Genomic DNA, 19,507 nt, shown 5'->3' with positions numbered 1-19,507 from the left:
TGGCCCACATGGACCTCACCACCGCAGTCGATGTGATCCGGGTACCCCTCGGCGAGATCCTGCCTCGCCTGTCCGCCGCGCTCGTCGAGGCGATTCCGCACGGTGCAGTGGCCGAGCTGTCCAGCAACTGCCCGCACTCGCCGTTCAAGACGTACGGGAATCCGCCCGGCGACCCCGGAGCGCCCATCACCACCGCCGAGGTGGCCGCCCTGCTCCCCCACGCGCTTGGCGAGGGAAGCTGGCAGGGGCGGGCCCGGATGGGCGGCGTCGAGGTGCCCGTCCTGGCCCTGCACAGCGACGTCACCGCGCGAGGTGCGCTGCTCGTCCTCGTCGGGACCGCGGAGACCCCCGTTCCGGCCAAGCGCCTGAGGACGGCCCGCGCCCTGTGGGACCTGGTCGCCGCGCACCGGGAGCGGATGGCCTCGGAGGCCGTGCCGGGGCCGCTGGTCCAGTCGCGGGCGGCGGCCGCGGCGCGGGCCGCGGCCATCGCCGAGCTGGTCGACGCGCACGGCGCCACCCTCTCCGCCCTGCTCGGCGTGTTGCGCAGCCGCGGCCTGGACGACTCGACCGCCCGGGCCCGGGCGGTCGACCTGGCCGGCGCCGCACTGGTCGAGCTGCGCGCCGAGGCCGACCGCGACCAGGCACTGGTGGAGGAACCGGCCGGTGAGGCCTTCGCCCGGCTCGCCGAGTCGCTGCGCCCGGCGCTGCGCGGCCGCAGCGTACGGCTGGACCTGGGCCCGCCCGGTACGGAGGAGGGCGCGGACCGGCGGCTGCCCGCCGATGTGGCCAACGCGGCGCGCGCGGTGGTGCGGGCCGTGGTGCACGCCATGCTCGACGAGCAGGGGCACGGCCAGGACGGCGGCCGGCAGCCGGTGCGGCGCGTCCATGTCGCCTGGAAGGTCGGCGCGAGCGAGCTGCGCGCCACGGTACGGGACGACGGGCCCGGCATCCTGAGCCGGACCGCCCTGGACGCGCGCCGGGTCGGAGAGCGGCTGGCGGCGCTGGGCGGACAGCTGGACGTGGACGCGGTCCCGGAGTGGGGCACCACGGTGACGGCGACCGTGCCGCTGGGGCTGCCGCAGCCGGCCCGCGCGGATCCGCTGGAGGCGCTGGGGGCGCGGGAGCTGGAGGTGCTGGTGCACCTGGCCCAGGGCCGGCGCAACCGGCATATCGCGCAGGAACTGCACATCAGCGAGTCGACGGTGAAGTTCCATGTGGCGAACATCCTGGACAAGTTGGGGGTCGCCTCACGCGGCGAGGCGGCCGCGCTCGCCCACGCATGGGGCGTGAACGGCTCCTGAACCGCTCCGCCGCTCCCCCGACCGGCGCAGCCGCGGGCTCATTCCGGTCGAGCCGGTCCGGCTGGGGGCGGACCGTCGCCGTGCGGTCCCGACCAGGTCTCCGCCGCGTGCTCCCGGGGAACGCGCTTTCCTCGCGCAACAATGAGCCACCGAATGATTACGTGTTGCGACCGGAAGTGATCGATCGACATGCGTTCCTGACGTACATCGCGTAAGACTCCGTCCGGTATCTGCAACCACGAGCAAGGGAGTGTTCGAAATGCGGAAAACCGCAGGGGTGATCGCTCTGGGCGCCGCCTTGGCCTTGAGCAGCGTGGTGGGGACAGGAGCAGGCGGGGTGGCGAACGCCGCGCCCGCACAGCCGAGGAGTCTGTACCCGGCCTCGGCGCTGGTGCTCAGCTATGGAGAGGGGGAGGACGCGGGCTCGGCCGCGGTGCGGCGCGCGGTGACGCTGAGCTGTCGCCCCACCCCGACCGGCACCCACCCGACGCCCGGTCGGGCCTGTGCCGAACTACGGGCGGCCGACGGGGAGTTCGGGACGCTGACGGCCAGAACGGACCACGGCCGAGTCTGTACGAAGGAGTGGCGCCCCATCACCGTCACCGCGGAGGGGGTCTGGGAGGGCCGTCGGATCTGGTACGAGCACACCTTCCCGAACCCCTGCCTCAAGAACAGCCTCCGGAGCCAGGTATTCGACTTCTGAGCGCTCTGACCGGCAGGGCCCCGAAGGCCCTGCCGGTCAGCCCGTCAGCACGTCAGCCCGTCAGCCGATCTCGGCACCCAAGGCCTCAAGCGCCTCGGGCACCGGCTGGAAGAAGGTTTCGCCGCCCGAGGAGCAGTCGCCGCTGCCGCCCGAGGTCAGCCCCAGCGCGGTGTCGCCCGCGAAGAGCGAGCCGCCGCTGTCGCCGGGCTCGGCGCACACGGTGGTCTGGATCAGCCCCTCGACCGTGCCCTCCTGGTAGTTGACGGTCGCGTCGAGGCCGGTGACCTCGCCGTCGTGCACCTGGGTCGTGCTGCCGCTGCGCCGCACCTTCTGGCCGACCGTCGCCTCGCCGGCCTTGGTGATGGCCTGCGTGCCGCCGTAGAGGTTCACCTCGCTCGGGTGCTCGGTGTCGCCGGTGTACTTGACCAGCCCGTAGTCGTTGCCGGGGAAGCTGCTGCCCGCGTTCTTGCCGATCTCCGGGCCCCCCTGGGATTCGGACCAGCTGCTGATCGCCTCGGTGCAGTGACCGGCGGTCAGGAAGTACGGCTCGCCGCCCTTGACGACGTTGAAGCCCAGCGAGCAGCGCCCGCCCTGGCCCCAGATGGGGTCGCCGCCCGCGATGAAGGTCCGGAACGTCCCGGCCGAACGCCGCACCTCGACCTTGTCGCCGAGCCCGTCGGCCACCTTGTTCAGCCGGTCGAGCCGCGCTCCCCCGACCGTGCTGTCGGCCGTGACGACGACCTTGTCGGTCCTCGGGTCGACCGACCAGGAGGTGCCGGGGATGGTCGCCTTGTCCTTCAGTACCGCACGCGCCGCGCCGAGCTGCGCCAGCGAGTACTTGACCACCCTGGCCTCGGCCCCGGCCTCGCGCACCTGGTCGGCGGCCGCCCGGTCCAGGACGTTGACCACCAGCTTCCTGGCCTCGGCGTCGTAGTACGCGCCGGCCGCGCCGTCCTTGAGGTCGGCGATCAGGGCGGCCGCCGTCTGCCCGGCCTCGGCGGCCGAGAGGGTGGGGGGCGGCGGCGGGGCGGGGGCGGCGCCGGCGGTCTGCAGGGAGAGGACCCCGGCGGTCAGGGCCACGGCGGCGGCGCCGGCGACGGCCACACGTCGCCGGGATATGCGTCGGTGCTTCAACTCAGGCCTCCTGTGGGGGGTTGGGCCCGGCGGTGAGGTACGTCCGGGCCCGGAGGGCTCGTAGCACAGGCGCACCTGCCCAGCTGGGGGCGCGTCCATGCCAAATTGCGCCGATGAGTATTCCGGGGTACGCGGGGCGCGTACAAGGTCGCGTATGCGTCGCGTGGAAGATCACGACAATGCGCCCCGGCGCCGGGCACGGGCGTGCGGGCGTACGGCAGTTCGAGACAGGGGTACGACCGCGGGCTTTACCCCTGCAGGCCGATGAGGGCGTTGTACGCCTCTTGGGTGAGGGCGTTGCCAGGGCCGGGGGTGGTGTTGGCGAGGGCCACCAGGGCCGTTGAATGGCGCCGGTTGAAGCCTGCGAAGGCGGTGAATCCGCGGGTGGCGCCCGAGTGGTGGTACAGGTGGGAGCCGTCGGGGCGTCGGCGGATGTTCCACACCAGGGACAGGCCCCGGCCGTTCGGCAGGCGGACCCGGGGGCGGGTGACATCGCGCAGCGCGGTCCGCAGCGCGGCCGGGACGTCGGCCGAGTCGGGGTCGAGGAGAGCCTCGATGAGGGTGAGCAGATCGCGCGCGCTCGCCCGGAGGGCTCCCGCGGCCGGCAGGCCGGGCATACGGAAGGGGGGCCGGGCGCGGCCGTACCAGTAGCCGGTGGCCTGCGTGCCCCCTTCGGCTGCCGAGGCGGCGCAGCCGGAGTCCCGCAGCCCGAGCGGCCGCAGCACGCGGGCGTCGAGGAGCGCGGGGTACGGGGTGCCGCCGGCCGCGCCGGTCAGGGCGTGGCCCAGCAGGCCGAGGCCGAAGTTGGAGTAGCGCATACGGCTGCCGGGGGCGGCCCGCAGCCTGGTGCGGGCCAGGGCGCGCAGCACGTCGTCGGGGGTGAAGGCGGCATAGGGGTTGGTGAAGAACAGGGGGGCCGCCGAGCGGAGCAGCCCGGGCGGGAGGCGGGGCAGTCCGGAGGTGTGGGTGGCGAGATGGGTCAGGGTGATGGCGGCGCCGCCCGCGGGCAGGCGGGTGGCGGCGGGGAGGTGACGGGCGAGGGGGTCGTGGTGGCCCAGGTCGCCGCGGGCCGCCTGTTCGGCCAGCAGCAGGGCGGTGAACGTCTTGGTGAGGGATCCGGCCTCGAAGCGGGTGTCGGCGTCGGCCGGCACATGGCTGTGGTGGGCGATGTGGCCGCGTACCACCAGGGCGCGGCGGCCTTCGCGGTGCAGGCCGACCGCGATCGCGCTGGCCCCGGGCGCGGCGGACAGCAGCATGCGGGTCGCCCGGCGCACCGTGGCGGGGGCGAGCAGATGGTCCGCGCCCTCCGTCGAGCCGTCCACGTGGCTGCCGGTGGGGGTGTGGGTGGTCATGGCGCGGGGGCGCCCGGGGCGGGCGTGTCCAGGGCGCGGGCCAGGGCGACGGTGGCGGCGAGGACGGCCACGACGGTGGTGTGCTGGTGGTCCTGGAAGCGGGTGACGGTGTCGTCGTCCACAGGCTGGTCGTCGCGGGGCATCAGGCCGTCGGCGTGCTGGAGCTCCGCCAGCCGCCGCCAGTCCTCCGGTTCGGCGTACGGCTCGGGGAGGCAGCTGCCGACGAGCAGCAACTCGCCGACCAGGTCCCACTGGCAGGTCTCGGTCCAGATGTCCGTCCACACCGGAAGCCAGCGGGTGAGGTAGTCGGCCACATCGCCGGGCAGCCCGCCCGGTTGCCGCCCCCAGTCGGTGAGGTGGAAGACGGTGTGGGTGACGCTGTACCCGGTCAGCCAGTCGATGTACCAGGGCGCCGGGGTGGCGCCGAGCCAGGTGGCCCGGGTCAGCGTCTGCCAGTCGGGTGCCCCCGCGCCGTGGTCGTGGCCGGTGATGCGCAGGGCGTTGGCGACGGCGAGCCGGCGGTTGGGCACATGCTCGACGACCCGCGCGGCGCCCATCGCGGCGAGGTGGGGGATCAGCCGGTCCAGGCCCAGGTGGCGGCAGCCGGCCCGGGCGAAGTGCGCGTAACTCTCCAGGGCGTCGGTAGCCAGCGGCCGGCGCAGCAGCCGCTCGTACAGCAGAGCGCCCTCCTTCAGCTGCGCCCAGCAGAACTCCAGCAGTTCGCGGGCCAGGGCGCGCTCGCGGCTGCCGGCGGCGCCGTCGCGCAGGACCAGGCAGGCGGCCAGTCCGCTCTCCCCCAGCGCCTTGTAGCCCTCCGTGTCCCCGTCGATGTCCCCGCCGTCCAGCGCGCCCAGCTGACGGTGGGTGTGCAGCCAGCCCAGAGCGCGGAGGCGGATGTCGTGAGCGATCCCGGCCAGGGCCGTGCTCACGCTCCCCCCTCCCGCTCAGTCCCAGCGCGCTCCAACACGCAGGCTTCCCTCGCCACTGCTCGCTCCTCCGTCGCTGCGCGGCTCCTCAGTCCAGCCTGCGCAGCGCGCCGGGACACGCACCCCTCCCCCCGCTCAGTCCCAGCGCGCTCCAACACGCAGGCTTCCCTCGTCACCGCTCGCTCCTCCGTCGCTGCGCGGCTCCTCAGTCCAGCCCGCGCAGCGCGCCGGGACACGCTCATGTGGGCACCTCCAGGCCGAGCAGATGGCGGGCGATCGACGCGTCCAGCAGGCAGCGGTCGTCGCCGCCGCGCAGCGCGATGTCCCCGGTCAGCAAGGCCGCGTCCAGGGGGAGCGCGACACCGCCCGCGGCCAGCCAGGCCAGCCAGCGGGCGATGCGCGCCGCGGTGGCGAAGTCCCGCCGCAGCAGCGCGCGGGTGGCGCCCCGGGCCAGGGCGAGGACGTGGGAGCGCGCGGCCTGGTGCACGGGCCCGTCCAGACCGGGCAGCGCCAGCGACGCCAACCGCCCCATCCGCAGCGACCAGGGCACCCAGCCCTCACCGCCGCCGCCCGGGCCGGCGGCCGGACGGTGGCGGGGCGCGCTGTCATCACACGGCGGCGGCCCCTGCGGCACCGGTGCCGCGACGCGCCAGAGGTCGGGGTCGAGCCGCGCCGCCACGGTGACCAGCCCCCAGTCGATCCAGGCTCTGGTCCACGACTGCTCCCGGCCGACGGGCGGGGCGGCGGGCGGTCGCTGTGCGGGAGGCAGCGCCGAAAGGCTGAGGCGGATGGCGGCCGACTCCTCGGGCAGCAGGGCCCGGCCGGTCAGCAGATACGGAGCCAGCGCGTCTGCCCCCAGGACGCGGACGGCGCCCACCGCGACCGCGGCGCCCGATGTCGCGGTCGCCCCGGGTCCGTCGCCGGCCGCGGACGGCTCGTGATGCGCCGCTTGCAGCTCTGCCGCCCGGAGATGCGCCGCTACGACGGCTGTGCCCCCGGTGCCCCGCAGGGCATCGAGGGCACAGCGCGCCAAGGACTCGGCCGATGCGCTGACGGCAGCGCCTGACCGCTTGGTGATCACCGGCGCCGGGGCTCCCTCGGCTCCTTCGGCTCCTTCGGGGAGACGATCACAAAGACGATGGTGCCTACGGCCGGGCAGTGCAGGGGAGCGCCGCTCACCGGCGCCTCAGAGCGGGCCATCAGCCCCTCGATCGATTCCGCGTCCAGAGTCAGGCGGCCATCTTGCCGTTGTTTTTCGATCAGCATCGTCACTCCCGGTGAAGAAAGCCAACACTACGTGCGTGATTCCTCACCAAACCACACGAGAGCCCGCCAAGCGCGGCACACCACCCGAAAGGGGAAATCTCTCGCCAGGGTGGAACGCAGGTCAACGAGCGGTCCGCCGAGGCGGGCCGCTCGTTGACCTGCGGCCGGCGCGGGGGTCAGCTCCGGCGGGTCACGGTCTCGGAGCTCGCATCCGCCCGCGCCTCACGGCGCGGACGCGGCTCGGGACGGGACTCGGCCGGCTCGACCAGCTCGGGCATGCCGCCGGGCGCCTCGGCAGCGGGCCGACCGGACCGGTCCGCGGGCCGGTCCGCGGGCCGGGGCTCCGGGGCGGCCTGGGTGCCGTCGGGGCGGGACGCCTCCTGCTGGCCCCTCTCGAGGAAGCGCAGCAGCTCCACGGGGATGGGCAGCACCAGCGTGGAGTTCTTCTCGGCGGCCACCGCCATCACCGTCTGCAGCAGCCGCAGCTGCAGCGCGGAGGGCGACTCGGACATCTGCGCGGCCGCCTCCGCCAGCTTCTTCGACGCCTGCAGTTCCGCGTCCGCGTTGATGACGCGGGCCCGCCGCTCCCGGTCGGCCTCGGCCTGGCGGGCCATCGAGCGCTTCATGGTCTCCGGCAGCGAGACGTCCTTGATCTCCACCCGGTCGATATGCACACCCCACCCCACGGCCGGGCTGTCGATCATGAGCTCCAGGCCCTGGTTGAGCTTTTCGCGGTTGGACAGCAGATCGTCCAGGTCGCTCTTGCCGATGATCGAACGCAGCGAGGTCTGGGCCATCTGGGAGACCGCGAAGCGGTAGTCCTCGACCTGGATGATCGCGTCCGCCGGGTCCACGACCTTGAAGTAGACGACCGCGTCGACCCGCACGGTCACATTGTCCCGGGTAATGCCCTCCTGGGCGGGCACGGGCATGGTCACGATCTGCATGTTCACCTTGCGGAGCCGATCGAGGCCCGGAACGATCGCCGTGAACCCAGGGGGCCGGATCGCCGACCGCAGCCGCCCGAGCCGGAAGACCACGCCCCGCTCGTACTGCTTGATCACACGCGCCGCCGCCATCGCGTAGACGGCCCCGCACGAGACCACGACCGCGCCTGCTGTCACAAGCTCCTCGACCATCACGGCCACCTGCCTGCCGTCTCGCGAGAGATGTGCCCCGTTTGGGGCGCTGTTGTCCACAATAGTCCCGCCCCGACGGGCCGGGGAGGGGCGAGCCGGGGCCGAAAAGCCCCGGGGACGGCAGGAACCCCCGCCCGGAGGACCGGGCGGGGGTCACGGGGCTCGGCCAGGTGACCGGCTGTGGGCCGGTACGGCCGTGGGGATCCGTACCGGCCGCGGATCAGACGGGAATCAAACGCGGATCAGACGGGAATCAGGCGGGGATCAGTAGACGCTCACGCCGTACGCGTTCAGCGCCTCGACGACCGGCTGGAAGAAGGTCGTGCCGCCGGAGGTGCAGTTGCCGCTGCCGCCGGAGGTGAGGCCGAGGGCGGTGCTGCCGGCGTACAGCGGGCCGCCGCTGTCGCCGGGCTCGGCGCACACGGTGGTCTGGATCATGCCGTAGACGATGTCGCCGTTGCCGTAGTTCACGGTGGCGTTCAGCGCGGTGACCCGGCCGCTGTGGATGCCGGTGGTGGAGCCGCGCCGGGTGACCGTCTGGCCGACGGTGGGGTTGGCGGCGCTGGTGATGTCCTGGCTGCCGACGGCGCCGGAGGGGGTCACCGAGCCGCTGTACCGGACCAGACCGTAGTCGTTGGTCGGGAAGCTGGAGCCGGCCGTCGGGCCGATGGTCGTGGTGTGTCCGGAGTTGCTCCACCAGGTGCCCGCACCGTCGGTGCAGTGACCGGCGGTGACGAAGTAGTTCGCGCCACTGCTGTTGCGCACGTTGAAGCCGAGGGAGCAGCGCCAGCTACTCGCGTAGATCGCGTCTCCGCCGGAGATCAGCTTCTGGATCTTGCCCGGGGTGCGCTTGACCTCGATGGCGTCGGCGTTCGCGCCGGCGGCGCTCTTGATCTTGGATATCTCGGCCTGCGAGACGGTGCTGTCAGCGGTGACGACAAGGTTGTTGGTCGCCTTGTCGACATACCAGGCGGTGCCGGCGACATCGGCCTTGAGCACGGCGCTGCCGGCCGCCTTGGCCTCGGCCGCGGTGAACTTGGGGGTCGCGTCGTTTCCTGCGTAGGCGGGTGCGGCGAGCGCCGTCCCGCCCACCAGGGCCGAGACCGCGGCGACCAGGGCGAGGCGTCTCGCGTGCTTGCTGTGGGGGGCGTTGCGCTTGATCCTCAACTCTTCCTCCGAGGGAATCGGGGGTCCGCTTGGGTGGGCAGGCCCGTGAGGCGCAGTCAACGAGCACACCGACGACGCCGACATCGACGACCGACGCCACGGGGGGCGTTTCCGACGTGCTCCTGACAAGCGCTCCCGGAAGTATTCGTGGAGTCAACCATGGTGCGCAAGAGGTCAATTAAAAAAGTCGTCAGCACAAGCCGCATGGCCCCGGCGGCTTCCGGCCACCGGGGCTGTGCACCCATCCCCATGGGTACCTGGTTGGACGGGCCGACGGGGAATCAGGTTCCTTCCGCTGCCGATGACTTGGCCCCGGGCTGTGAAAGGCCGAGGTGTTCGCGCAGCGTGCCGCCCTCGTACCGGGTCCGGAACGCGCCGCGCTCCTGGAGCAGCGGCACGACCCGGTCGACGAACTCGTCGAGCCCGCCGGGCGTCAGATGCGGTACGAGGATGAAGCCGTCGGCGGCCTTGGCCCGTACGAAAGCGGCCATCTCCTCGGCGACCGCCTCCGGCGTGCCGATGAAGGACTGCCGCCCGGTCGCCTCGATGACGGTCTGCCGGATGGACAAGCCCTTCTCCTCCGACAGCGCCCGCCACTTGGCGGCGAGGGCGAGCGGATCGCCGTGCCGCACCCGGCCCTGGACCCGTTGGGGGTCGGGGTCCGGGTCGATGTCCGGAAGCGGCCCGTCCGGGTCGTATCCGGACAGGTCGACGCCCCAGATCTGCTCCAGGGTGAGGATCGCGGTCTGCGGGGACACCTGCTGCCGACGGATCTCGGCGGCCTTCTCCCGGGCCTCGGCCGCGGTGTCCCCGAGCACGAAGGTCGCCCCGGGCATGATCTTCAGGTCCTGGGGCGCGCGGCCATGGCCGGCCAGCCGCCGTTTGACGTCGGCGTAGAAGGCGCGGCCCGCCTCCAGCGTGCCGTGCCGGGTGAAGACGACATCGGCGGCGGACGCGGCGAACTCGCGCCCCTCGTCGGAGTCCCCGGCCTGGATGACCACGGGATGGCCCTGCGGGCTCCGCGGTACGCCGAACCGTCCCGAGATCCGGAACTGCGGCCCGGTGTGGTCGAAGGTGCCGGGGGCGCCGCCGTCCGGCCAGGAGTCCCACAGCTCGCGCGCCGTGGCGAGGAACTCCGCGGCCCGGGTGTAGCGGTCGGCCCGGTCGAGATAGCCGCCGCGCCGGAAGTTCTCGCCGGTGAAGGCGTCGGAGGAGGTGACCACGTTCCAGGCCGCGCGGCCGCCGCTGAGGTGGTCGAGCGAGGCCAGCCGGCGGGCCAGTTCGTACGGCTCGTTGAAGGTCGCGTTGACCGTGGCGGCCAGGCCCAGCCGCTCGGTGACGGCGGCCAGCGCGTTCAGCACCGTGATCGACTCCGGCCGGCCGACCACGTCGAGGTCGTGGATACGGCCGTTGTGCTCACGCAGCCGCAGCCCCTCGGCGAGGAAGAAGAAGTCGAACAGACCGCGCTCGGCGGTGCGCGCGAGGTGTTCGAAGGAGGAGAACTCGATCTGGCTCTGCGACCGGGGGTCGGCCCAGACCGTGGTGTTGTTGACGCCGGGGAAGTGCGCGGCCAGGTGCATCGTCCTGGTCGTGTGGACGTCGCTCATCGGGCCGCCTCCCTCGCCAGTGCGTACCGGTTGGCCGGGCGGGCCAGGCCCAGGTGGTCGCGGAGGGTGGTGCCGGGGTAGAAGGTGCGGAAGAGTCCCCGGTGCTGCAGCAGCGCCACCGTGCCGTTGACGAACCGCTCCAGGTCGTGGCGCGGTACGACGGGCGTGATGTGGAAGCCGTCCACGGCCCCCGCCTGGTGCCAGCGCGCGATCAGCTCAGCGAGGTCGACCGGGCCGCCGTGGTACAGCGGGAGGCCGTCCGCGCGTGCCGAGGGCAGACCGCTCGGCGGGGGGAGTTCGGAGGCCGGTTCGCCCTCGCGCAGATCGACCGCGAGGGCGGCGAGCACGGTGAGCGCGTCCTCGTCGCGGCCGTACGCCACCGCGCGCCGCCGCAGCTCGTCGCGGATCGCGCCGGCCGCCTCCGGGCCGGCGGCCCGGACGTACGCCACATCGGCGTGGCGGGCCGCGGTCCGCCGGGCGACCGGGTCGGTGGCGTCGACCACGACGACCGGGTGGCCCTGGGGCGGCCTGGGCACGATGGAGGGCCCGCGCACGCTGAACCGGGCGGACTCGAAGTCGACGTAGTGCAGCTTGTCGCGGTCGATGAAGCGGCCCGTGGCCACATCGCGGATCTCGGCGTCGTCCTCCCAGCTGTCCCACAGCCGGGCGGCGACGTCCGCGACCTCCCCGGCCTCCTCCCACAGGTCCTCGGCGGGGGCGGCGGCGCGGCGGCCGATCAGCCGGGCGTCCGCCTCGGTCGTCGACACCTCGGCCCGCCAGCCCGCCCGGCCGCGGCTGACCCAGTCCAAGGTGGCCACGGCACAGGAGAGGTGGAACGGTTCGGTGTGGGTGGTGGTGACGGTCGGCACCAGGCCGATCCGCCCGGTGTCGGGCGCCACCCGTGAGAGCACCGCGAGCGCGTCGAGCCTGCCCTGCCCCTCCCCCGGCGGGCCCAGCGAGTCGTCCAGGGTGACGAAGTCGAGCATGCCGCGCTCGGCGAGGCGCGCGAGCTCGACGAAGTACGGCGCCCGGTACTGCCCGCTGCCGTCGATGGCGGCCGCCAGGTGGAGCAGGCGGGGCAGGGGCGCGGGGCGCGCCCCGCGGGGGTGCGGGGCGGGGGGCGGCTGGGATGCGGCCATGGTCGGGGACCTTCCTGGCGGGGGCGGCGGTTCAGCGGGCATGGGCCCGGACGGCGCGCGGGCCGGGCGGAGAGGAAGGGCGGAGCAGCGACAGCAGGGCGCGCGCCGTCGCGTCGTTCTGGCGGAAGACGGGCGCGTTCGTACGGGGCCGGGCGAAGCCCCCCGAGGCGCGGGCGTCGGTGTACGGGCCGAGCGCGAAGCGGCGCGGGTGGGAACGGCCGGCCCGGTCCAGGATGCGGGCGTCGTCGGGGCTGACGGCGAGCAGCCCGGCGGGGGTGGCTGCCGCGCCGTCCCGGTGCAGCGAGCGCAGCAGCGGGTCGCGGGTGTGCTCCACGGTCGGCTCGGGCAGCCGGGCCTCGACCAGCGCGCGGGCCTCCACCGCCGGGCCCGCCACCCCGGCGCCGCTCGCCCGGAAGACCTTGCGCAGCGGGTCGGCGGCCACGCGCACCTCGGCGCCGAGGAAGCGCACCACGCCGGCGCGGGAGAGCGCGAGCAGTTGGCGCAGCCGGGGTCCGGGCGGGCCGGAGGCGAGATAGCTGAAGAAGCCGTGCCACTGGGCGCCGATGTCGCCGAGCCGGGTGAGCTGGCCGTATACGGACAGCAGGGCGAGGAAGACCGCGAGGTCGGGGCTGTTGCCGGGGTCGTGGCGGCGGGCGAGGTCGGCCTCGATATGCGCGCGCAGGCCCTGCTGCAGGTCCTCAGGGCTCTCGAACCGCCGCCCGGCCAGGGGCCGGTCGAGGGCGTCGAGGTCGAGCCGGTCCGCGGGGTCGGGGACGGCGGCCGCGGCCAGGGCGCGCAGTTCGGGGCCGCCGGGCGGGCAGGCGGCGTACCGCTCCTCGAAGTCGGGCCAGGGCATGGCCGTGCGGTCCGCATGGGCCGTGAACAGCTGGTGGTAGTGGGCGAAGCCGAGCTCCTTGGCGATCAGCGGCCAGATGTCGCGGCGGTAGTCGGGCCGGCCGGGGCGCCGCAGCAACTCCTCGACCTGAGCCGGTCCGAAGAACCGGGGCAGCGGCGGGCGTTCGCCCCGCCATCCGTAGCCGATCTTGGAGCGGTACGGGACGCCGCGCCGCGAGCCGACGTGGAGCACCGGTTCGCGGCCGGAGGGCCGGTACGTCAGCTCCCCGGCGCCACTCTCCTGGTACGTCCCGCCGCGCCCCTCGGTGAGCAGGACCATCAGGTCGACGAAGGCGAGCCCGAAGCCGCGTACGATCACCGGCTCGCCGGGGCGCAGCCGGCTCAGGTCGCTGTCGGCGGTGAACTCCGGGGGGAGATGGACGAGCCCGTGTTCGGCGGCGAAGGCGGTGAGCGCCCGCTGCTGCGGGTCGGGGTCGGCGTCGAGGTGTCCGAGGGCGAGCACGACGGCGTCGGCGGCCAGCGGGGTGGCCCGCCCCTCCAGCCACACCTGCTGGACCCCGTCGTGCGGGCCGGTGATCCGTACGGCGCGGCAGCGGTGCCGGTGGACCGTGACGCCGGGCGGCAGGGCGGCCACCGCGCGGTTGTGCACCCAGGCCAGATACGCGCTCTGCAGCCGTCTGCTGGCGAAGCCGCGGCCGGTCAGCGCGGCGGCCTCGGCGGCGAGTTCGGGGGTGAGCCCCGGGGCGAGGCCGTCGGGGAGCGCCCCGGCGCGGACCTGCTCCGCCCATTCGGCGAGGGAGGGGCCGGGGCGGACCGGGCCCTCGTGCTCGACGGTCTCGTCCGAGAACACGGTGACGTCCTCGGCCATGGAGTTCATCCACAGCAGCGGAGACTGGTCGGGCCGCCAGATCCGGCCGCCGCCGGGCGGATGCGGATCGACCAGGTGCAGATCGAGGGGGGTGGCCTCGCCGTACAGCTCGGGGGCGTTGGCGGCGATGCGCTCCACAAGGCCGGTGCCGCGGGGGCCCGCGCCGACGATCACAAGGGCGGGGGGTCGGGAGGGAAGGTCCGGTCGCACGGACATGCGGAAGGCTCCGTCGGTTCGTCACCGAACACGTCAGTGGCCTTCACACCCGGCCGCGCCCCTCAGCACGGCCTGTTGCCGAGGCTAAGCCGTCACCACGGCCCGTTGTCAAGGCTGTCCGAACTGTGAGCGGCGCGTCTCACGGCTGGTTGACGCGGAACCGCAAGACTGTTCCACTTGGGCCATGCAGCCACGTCAGCGACTGATCACGCGCGGGCACATCGACTTCGGTCGGGTGTGGTCCGCGTCCTGTTCGGGTTCCTGTCCGGGCTGACCGCCGCCTCCGCCGCACCGGCGTTCCGAGGCTTTCTCATCCGACCGGCCTGTCCGCCGCCCGCTGTCCGGGTTCGGCGCGGCCGTCCCTGTTCCACGCAGCTCCCGTATGCCGCACAGTTTCCCCTATTTCACGTAGTTCACGCAGCACGCGCCTTCACTCACGCTTCAGCGCTCTCCCCTCCCCTCGCCCGTCCGCACCCCGCCTAGCAATCGCAGCTGCAGTCACAGCAGTCGCAGCTGCAGCAGTTTCCACAGCAATCGCCACAGTCGCAGCAGTCACAGCAGTCGCTGCAGTCATCGCACTTGTGGCACCAGCCCTCACGCGGCTCCCCGGTCCACGGGTCGTCGTACGGGTTCCTGCAGCACACCTGACAAGTGCAGAAGAGCCCGGCCCACACCGCGCAACCGGCTATCAGCCCGCGCCGCCTGCGGTTCGGCGGCTCGGGCGGGGCACCGCCGGGCCCGTACGGGTTGTTGATCCAGGGTGACCGCGGCGGCGGCGCGCCCTGGGCCGCGTACGGGGCGTGCGCCCCCTGCGCAGCGGACGGCCCGTGCGAGCAGGACGTGGTGCCGAACGCCCGGTCCACCGCGCGCGCCAGCTCATGGGCCAGCAGCACATGGGCCAGCTTGCCGTTCTCGAACTCCACCTCGCGCAGCGCGAGACGCACCCCGTGCACCGCGTCGTCGCACAGCCTGCGCACCTCGGCCAGGTCCGTACCGGTGGCCGTGATCGGGTTCCAGGCTCCGGCCGCGGTGTCCTCGGCCAGGTCCTCCACCGCGTCCAGCAGGTGCGCGAGCCGGCCGAACAGCCGCCCCGCCTCCTCAAGCGGCGCCCGGTTGCCGGGCCGCCCGGCCAGTACGGCGGTGTGTCCGAAGGCCGCGGCGGTCGCGGTCTCGGTCGGCTCGGTGACGGCTGTCAGCGGGGTGCCGAGCCCCGCCGCCCTCTCTATCCCCTCCTGACGGCCGACCGCCTCCAGCAGCACGGCCGTGTCGAAGCCGAGGTCCGCGCCGCTGCGGGCGCCCGCCCGGTCCCACCCGGCGGCGACCCGCCGGGCGGCCGCGGCGACCGGTCGGCGCGCCAACGCCCCGTCCCCGTCCGCCACATGGTCACGGATCTTCGCCGAGGCCAGCACCAGGGAGACGGTGGCCGCCAGCCGCGCGCCCTCGCCCTGGGCGACCGACGCGCTCCGCATACCGCGCAGCGGGCAGGGCCCGGCGGTGCGCCGCCAGCCCTCCGTACGCCGCGACTGGGCCTCCACGAGCACCGACACGACCAGGCCGTCGTAATTGGTGGCGACCCGCGCGAACTGGCCACGGGCTCCGCGCAACGCGAGGCACAACCCGCACAGATGCGCCATCCACTCGGTGCGCAGGTTTTCCGACAGCCGGTGTCGGCAAGGGCGGATAATGCCAAACAACTTTCTCCCCGTTCACCCATACGTCCCCGGCGTCACCCGTCCGGCCCGGCGGAGTCTACCCATCGCCCCGTCAGGGCCTGCTAGCAGGAGGAACTCTGATTCGACGCCAAACGTTGTGCACCAGTACCGTCACGAATCCCCTGTGCGGCCGCAATCCACGTGGCACACCTTCCGCATCATGGACGACGATAGAGGGGGCAGGCGCAGTACAGAGAGCGGCAGTGAAAGGAGGCGTCCATGGGATCGGTGCGCAAGGCGAGTGCTTGGCTTGGCCTCGTCGACGACAGCGATGACGAGCGCTACTACGACGACGACTACGCCGAGGGGCCCGAGCCCGGCGACGCCTGGGTGACCGACCCGCGGGTGCGGGTGGCCGACCAGGCCGCGCAGGACGAGGGCACCCGTATCGCCACGGTCACCCCCGAGAGCTTCCGGGACGCGCGCAGCATCGGCGAGATGTTCCGGGAGGGCGTGCCGGTCATCGTCAATCTGACGACCATGGAGCCCGCCGACGCCAAGCGCGTGGTCGACTTCGCCGCCGGGCTGATCTTCGGGCTGCGCGGCTCGATCGACCGCGTGGCCAACCGCGTCTTCCTCCTGACGCCGCCGGACTACGAAGTCCTCAGCGCCAACAGACACCACGCCACGGGCTTCTTCAACCAGAGCTAGGCAGGGCCGCTCACCGGAACGCGTCGAGTCCGGTGAGCGCCTTGCCGAGCACCAGTTGGTGCATTTCGACGGTGCCCTCATAGGTGAGCACCGATTCCAGGTTCGTCGCGTGCCGCATCACCGGGTACTCCAGGGAGATCCCGTTGGCGCCCAGGATCGTCCGGGCCGTGCGGCAGATCTCGATCGCCTCCCGCACGTTGTTGAGCTTGCCGAAGCTGACCTGCTCGGGGCGGAGCGTTCCGGCGTCCATGCGCATGCCCAGGTGATGGGCGAGCAGTACGCCCTTGTGCAGTTCGACCGCCATATCGGCGAGCTTGGCCTGGGTGAGCTGGAAGCCGCCGATGGGCCGGCCGAACTGCTCGCGGGACCCCGCGTACTCCAGCGCCGCCTCGAAACACGCCCGCGCCGCACCCATCGCGCCCCAGACGATGCCGTAGCGGGCGTGGCTCAGACAGCTGAGCGGGCCGCGCAACCCGGTGACCTCCGGCAGCACGGCGTCGGCGGGCAGCCGCACCTCGTCCATCACCAGCTCGCTGGTCACCGAGGCGCGCAGCGACCACTTGTGCCGGATCTCGGGGGCCGAGAAGCCGGGGGTGTCCGTCGGCACGGCGAATCCCCGGATGCCCTCGTCCGTACGGGCCCAGACCACGGCGACCCCGGCCACCGAGCCGTTGGTGATCCACATCTTGCGGCCGGTGAGCACCCAGTCGGAGCCGTCCCGCTTGGCGTAGGTGCGCATCGCGGCCGGGTCCGAGCCGTGGTCGGGCTCGGTCAGCCCGAAGCAGCCGATGATCTCGCCCGTGGCCATCCGGGGCAGCCACCGCTCCTTCTGTTCCTCGGAGCCGAAGCGGTGGATGGCGTACATGGCCAGGGAGCCCTGGACGGACACCAGGGAGCGGATTCCGGAGTCGGCCGCCTCCAGCTCCAGGCAGGCCAGCCCGTACTGGACGGCGCTCGCGCCCGTGCAGCCGTATCCCGTCAGCGACATGCCGAGCGCCCCGAGGGAGCCGAGCTCGCGGGCCAGCTCCCGGATGCCGGGCAGCTCGCCGCGCTCGTACCAGTCGGCGATATGGGGCAGGACGCGGGTGGCGGCCCACTGGCGGACGGTGGTGCGGACGGCGAGGTCTTCCGGGGCGAGCAGGTCGTCGATCCCGAGCGGATCGGCGGGGTCGAACGGCGGCAGGCTGCGGGGGGCGCCCTCGGACATGGTTCGGCCTCCGGTTCCGGTGCGGTTCGGCTGCGGTGGGTGCGGGTCGCAGCGGCCGGTGATCATTCCGGCCGGATCCGACGCTACGGCCGGGTAATCCCCGGCGTCCAGACCGCGCCCGGCCGTCCGGCGGCACGGGGGCGGGGGCCGGGGGGAACCGCCGTCAGCCGGAGGTCTCCGCGCCGACCGCCGCGCGGTCGGCGCGGTTCGGGCGGTCGGGGCGGTCCGGGCGGTCGGGGCGGGGCACCCGCGCGGCGCCCGTTTCCCGCGCCGCGTCGCGGGCGGCGTCCGGGGCAGCGCCGGGCTGCCCGTCGTGCCCGGGGTCCGTGGCGTGCCCGGCGTCCGTCCCCTGCCCGGGGTCCGTGGCGTGCCCGGGGTCCGTGGCGTGCCCGGGGTCCGTGGCGTGCCCGGTGTCCGTCCCGTCCTTCTCCGGCTCGTCGGGGGCGCACTCCATCGACTTCGGCAGCCGCAGCGCCGCCAGCGCCCCCATCAGCAGCAGGCCCGCGCTCACCGCCAGCGTGACATGCAGACCGTGGACGAAGGACTGGCGGGCCACCGAGCGCAGCGCCTCGCCCTGCGAGCCGCCGAGCCGGTCGGAGACCTTGTAGGCCGCGCCGAGCGACTGGCTCGCGGCCGCGCTCGCGGACTCCGGGACGCCCGCGGCGTGGGAGACGCCGGGTGCGTAGGTGGCGTTCATGACGCTGCCCAGGAGGGCGATGCCGATGCCGGCGCCGAGCTGGTAGGAGGTCTCGCCGATCGCGGCCGCGCCGCCCGCGGACTTGACCGACGCCTCGTTGAGCATCGACTCGTATGCGCCGAAGAGCGTGGTTTCCAGGCCGAAGCCGAGGAAGAGGAAGGCGCCGACCAGGACCGCGGGCCGGTCGGACTGGCCCATGACGACCAGCGAGAGGACGGCCGCCGCGGTGAGCGAGAAGCCGAAGGCCACCATGGTGCGGGGGCCGAGCCGCTGCAGCATCCGGGACCCGGCGAGCCCGGCGGCCATCGCGGCGAGGGTGAGCGGCAGCAGCCGCATGCCCGTCTCGAGCGGGGTGAGGCCGAGGACGAGCTGCAGGTACTGGGCGGCTATGAGCTCCAGGCCGACGAGCGCCAGCAGGGCGAGCACGATACAGCCGACGGAGATGGAGAACGCGGGCCGGTTGAACAGCCGCAGGTCGACCAGCGGATGGGTGCGGCGGCGCTGCCGGCGTACAAAGAGCACCAGCAGGACCAGGCCGAACAGGGCCGGCGCGGCGGTGAGGGGTTCCAGCGGGCCCGCGCCGCTGCCGACCCGCTTGACACCGAAGACGACGCAGAACAGCCCGCAGGCGGCCATGATCGCGCCCAGCACGTCCCAGGGGCCGTCGCGGTCTCCGGTGGACTCCGGCAGCAGCCAGCGGCCGACGGGCAGGGCGACCGCCATCAGCGGGATGTTGATGAAGAAGACCGAGCCCCACCAGAAGTGCTCCAGCAGGAAGCCCCCGAGCAGCGGCCCGACGGCCGCGCCCACGGCGGCCACCGCGCTCCAGACGCCGATGGCCAGGGCGCGCTCACGGCGGTCCGGGAAGACCTGGCGCAGTATCGACAGCGTCGCGGGCATGATCATCGCGCCGCCGACGCCCAGCAGGGCGCGGGCCACGATGAGGATCTTCGGGTTGCCGGCCTCGGCGGCGAGGGCCGAGGCCGCGCCGAAGAGGCCGTAGCCGAGCAGCAGCACCCGACGGCGGCCGACCCGGTCGCCGAGCGTGCCGAACAGGATCAGCAGGGAGGCGCAGACCAGCGGGTACGCGTCGACGATCCACAGCAGCTCGATCGAGCCCGGCCGCAGGTCCTCGGTGACGGCGGGCACCGCGACGTGCAGCACGGTCGCGTCGACGGCGACGAGCAGCAGGCTGACGCAGAGCACGAGGAGCACGACCCAGCGGTTGGCTCCGCCGGACGCCTCGGTACCGCGCCACTGCCGGGGGACGCCCGTCGTCCGTCGCTTGCCGGCCGTGGTCGTCCCGGACATAAACCGCACCTCCCTGTCTGCGCTCGCGGCCCCTCGGGGGCGGGACGTCGCAGGCTGAGGACGTCCGGCGACCCGGCGGCGAGGGCGAGTGAATGGTCAGCGTACGCGAGTCGTCACGCGGGTCGTGTGGCCCGTCCCATGATGAGACCCACGTCGCAGGGGTGAACGAAGGCGTACGTTCCGGTGTCCCCCATTTGTCCCTCCCGTTTTCTCCCGCACGCCCCGGCCCCCGTTCCGCTCCCCGCGCCTCGTCCCG

At 73.6% G+C, this 19,507-nt stretch carries 16 protein-coding genes; 3 read left to right on the top strand and 13 right to left on the bottom strand.

Annotated elements, in window-relative coordinates; all coding sequences use genetic code 11:
• Positions 1-8 precede the first annotated feature (8 nt).
• Positions 9-1,301, top strand: a complete 1,293-nt coding sequence (locus ACFZDL_RS35820; RefSeq protein ID WP_353594628.1) for a LuxR C-terminal-related transcriptional regulator — start codon at positions 9-11, stop codon at positions 1,299-1,301.
• Positions 1,302-1,560: 259 nt separating this feature from the next.
• Positions 1,561-2,004: a subtilase-type protease inhibitor gene (locus tag ACFZDL_RS35815; RefSeq protein ID WP_353594627.1), complete on the top strand. Its 444-nt coding sequence runs from the start codon at positions 1,561-1,563 to the stop codon at positions 2,002-2,004.
• Between the two features lie 60 nt (positions 2,005-2,064).
• On the opposite strand, the gene ACFZDL_RS35810 is transcribed toward ACFZDL_RS35815, so the two are convergent.
• From ACFZDL_RS35810 to ACFZDL_RS35760, 11 genes are all read right to left on the bottom strand, one after another.
• Positions 2,065-3,138: a S1 family peptidase gene (locus ACFZDL_RS35810; protein WP_353594626.1), complete on the bottom strand. Its 1,074-nt coding sequence runs from the start codon at positions 3,136-3,138 to the stop codon at positions 2,065-2,067.
• A 248-nt stretch (positions 3,139-3,386) separates the two neighbouring features.
• Entirely contained in the window at positions 3,387-4,490 is a 1,104-nt protein-coding gene (locus ACFZDL_RS35805; protein ID WP_353594625.1) for a serine hydrolase domain-containing protein, read from the bottom strand.
• Complete coding sequence (locus ACFZDL_RS35800) at positions 4,487-5,419, bottom strand: DUF6895 family protein (RefSeq protein WP_353594624.1); 933 nt, start codon at positions 5,417-5,419, stop codon at positions 4,487-4,489. Before ACFZDL_RS35800 ends, ACFZDL_RS35805 begins: the two co-directional genes overlap by 4 nt.
• A 235-nt stretch (positions 5,420-5,654) precedes the next feature.
• Positions 5,655-6,497 (bottom strand): hypothetical protein, encoded by an 843-nt coding sequence (locus tag ACFZDL_RS35795; protein ID WP_353594623.1) that lies wholly within the window; start codon positions 6,495-6,497, stop codon positions 5,655-5,657.
• A complete protein-coding gene (locus ACFZDL_RS35790; protein ID WP_353594622.1) occupies positions 6,494-6,682 on the bottom strand; it encodes a hypothetical protein in 189 nt (62 codons plus the stop codon). Before ACFZDL_RS35790 ends, ACFZDL_RS35795 begins: the two co-directional genes overlap by 4 nt.
• 176 nt (positions 6,683-6,858) lie before the next feature.
• Positions 6,859-7,821: a slipin family protein gene (locus ACFZDL_RS35785; RefSeq protein WP_353594621.1), complete on the bottom strand. Its 963-nt coding sequence runs from the start codon at positions 7,819-7,821 to the stop codon at positions 6,859-6,861.
• A 264-nt stretch (positions 7,822-8,085) separates the two neighbouring features.
• A complete protein-coding gene (locus tag ACFZDL_RS35780) occupies positions 8,086-8,988 on the bottom strand; it encodes a S1 family peptidase (RefSeq protein ID WP_353594620.1) in 903 nt (300 codons plus the stop codon).
• 281 nt (positions 8,989-9,269) lie between these two features.
• Positions 9,270-10,595: an NtaA/DmoA family FMN-dependent monooxygenase gene (locus tag ACFZDL_RS35775; RefSeq protein ID WP_353594619.1), complete on the bottom strand. Its 1,326-nt coding sequence runs from the start codon at positions 10,593-10,595 to the stop codon at positions 9,270-9,272.
• Positions 10,592-11,734, bottom strand: coding sequence for an LLM class flavin-dependent oxidoreductase (locus ACFZDL_RS35770; protein WP_353594618.1), 1,143 nt, complete (start codon positions 11,732-11,734; stop codon positions 10,592-10,594). Before ACFZDL_RS35770 ends, ACFZDL_RS35775 begins: the two co-directional genes overlap by 4 nt.
• Before the next feature lie 31 nt (positions 11,735-11,765).
• Positions 11,766-13,673 carry an FAD/NAD(P)-binding protein gene (locus ACFZDL_RS35765; protein ID WP_353594617.1) on the bottom strand — a complete coding sequence of 636 codons (1,908 nt, stop codon included), beginning with the start codon at positions 13,671-13,673 and terminating at the stop codon, positions 11,766-11,768.
• Positions 13,674-14,152: 479 nt separating this feature from the next.
• On the bottom strand, positions 14,153-15,367 hold the full coding sequence (locus ACFZDL_RS35760; protein ID WP_353594616.1) for a DUF5685 family protein: 1,215 nt from the start codon (positions 15,365-15,367) through the stop codon (positions 14,153-14,155).
• Between the two features lie 237 nt (positions 15,368-15,604).
• On the opposite strand from ACFZDL_RS35760, the gene ACFZDL_RS35755 reads away from it, so the two are divergent.
• Positions 15,605-16,036 carry a cell division protein SepF gene (locus ACFZDL_RS35755; protein ID WP_353594615.1) on the top strand — a complete coding sequence of 144 codons (432 nt, stop codon included), beginning with the start codon at positions 15,605-15,607 and terminating at the stop codon, positions 16,034-16,036.
• Between the two features lie 10 nt (positions 16,037-16,046).
• Here the strand turns inward: ACFZDL_RS35755 and ACFZDL_RS35750 are convergent, their stop codons facing one another.
• Positions 16,047-17,243 (bottom strand): acyl-CoA dehydrogenase family protein, encoded by a 1,197-nt coding sequence (locus ACFZDL_RS35750; RefSeq protein ID WP_353594614.1) that lies wholly within the window; start codon positions 17,241-17,243, stop codon positions 16,047-16,049.
• Positions 17,244-17,406: 163 nt separating this feature from the next.
• Entirely contained in the window at positions 17,407-19,251 is a 1,845-nt protein-coding gene (locus ACFZDL_RS35745) for an MFS transporter (RefSeq protein ID WP_353594613.1), read from the bottom strand.
• Between the last annotated feature and the right edge of the window lie 256 nt (positions 19,252-19,507).

The sequence above is a fragment of the Streptomyces sp. NPDC007917 genome, assembly GCF_042959105.1.
Taxonomy (GTDB): Bacteria; Actinomycetota; Actinomycetes; order Streptomycetales; family Streptomycetaceae; genus Streptomyces.
Note: the sequence above shows the minus strand (reverse complement) of the source record. Positions and strands in the feature narration are given on the sequence as shown.

Coding starts and splice junctions, on each gene's coding strand:
- ACFZDL_RS35820 (WP_353594628.1), top strand. CDS start 9: ATGGACCTCACCACCGCAGTCGATGTGATCCGGGTACCCCTCGGCGAG.
- ACFZDL_RS35815 (WP_353594627.1), top strand. CDS start 1,561: ATGCGGAAAACCGCAGGGGTGATCGCTCTGGGCGCCGCCTTGGCCTTG.
- ACFZDL_RS35805 (WP_353594625.1), bottom strand. CDS start 4,490: ATGACCACCCACACCCCCACCGGCAGCCACGTGGACGGCTCGACGGAG.
- ACFZDL_RS35790 (WP_353594622.1), bottom strand. CDS start 6,682: ATGCTGATCGAAAAACAACGGCAAGATGGCCGCCTGACTCTGGACGCG.
- ACFZDL_RS35785 (WP_353594621.1), bottom strand. CDS start 7,821: ATGGTCGAGGAGCTTGTGACAGCAGGCGCGGTCGTGGTCTCGTGCGGG.
- ACFZDL_RS35775 (WP_353594619.1), bottom strand. CDS start 10,595: ATGAGCGACGTCCACACGACCAGGACGATGCACCTGGCCGCGCACTTC.
- ACFZDL_RS35770 (WP_353594618.1), bottom strand. CDS start 11,734: ATGGCCGCATCCCAGCCGCCCCCCGCCCCGCACCCCCGCGGGGCGCGC.
- ACFZDL_RS35765 (WP_353594617.1), bottom strand. CDS start 13,673: ATGTCCGTGCGACCGGACCTTCCCTCCCGACCCCCCGCCCTTGTGATC.
- ACFZDL_RS35755 (WP_353594615.1), top strand. CDS start 15,605: ATGGGATCGGTGCGCAAGGCGAGTGCTTGGCTTGGCCTCGTCGACGAC.
- ACFZDL_RS35750 (WP_353594614.1), bottom strand. CDS start 17,243: ATGTCCGAGGGCGCCCCCCGCAGCCTGCCGCCGTTCGACCCCGCCGAT.
- ACFZDL_RS35745 (WP_353594613.1), bottom strand. CDS start 19,251: ATGTCCGGGACGACCACGGCCGGCAAGCGACGGACGACGGGCGTCCCC.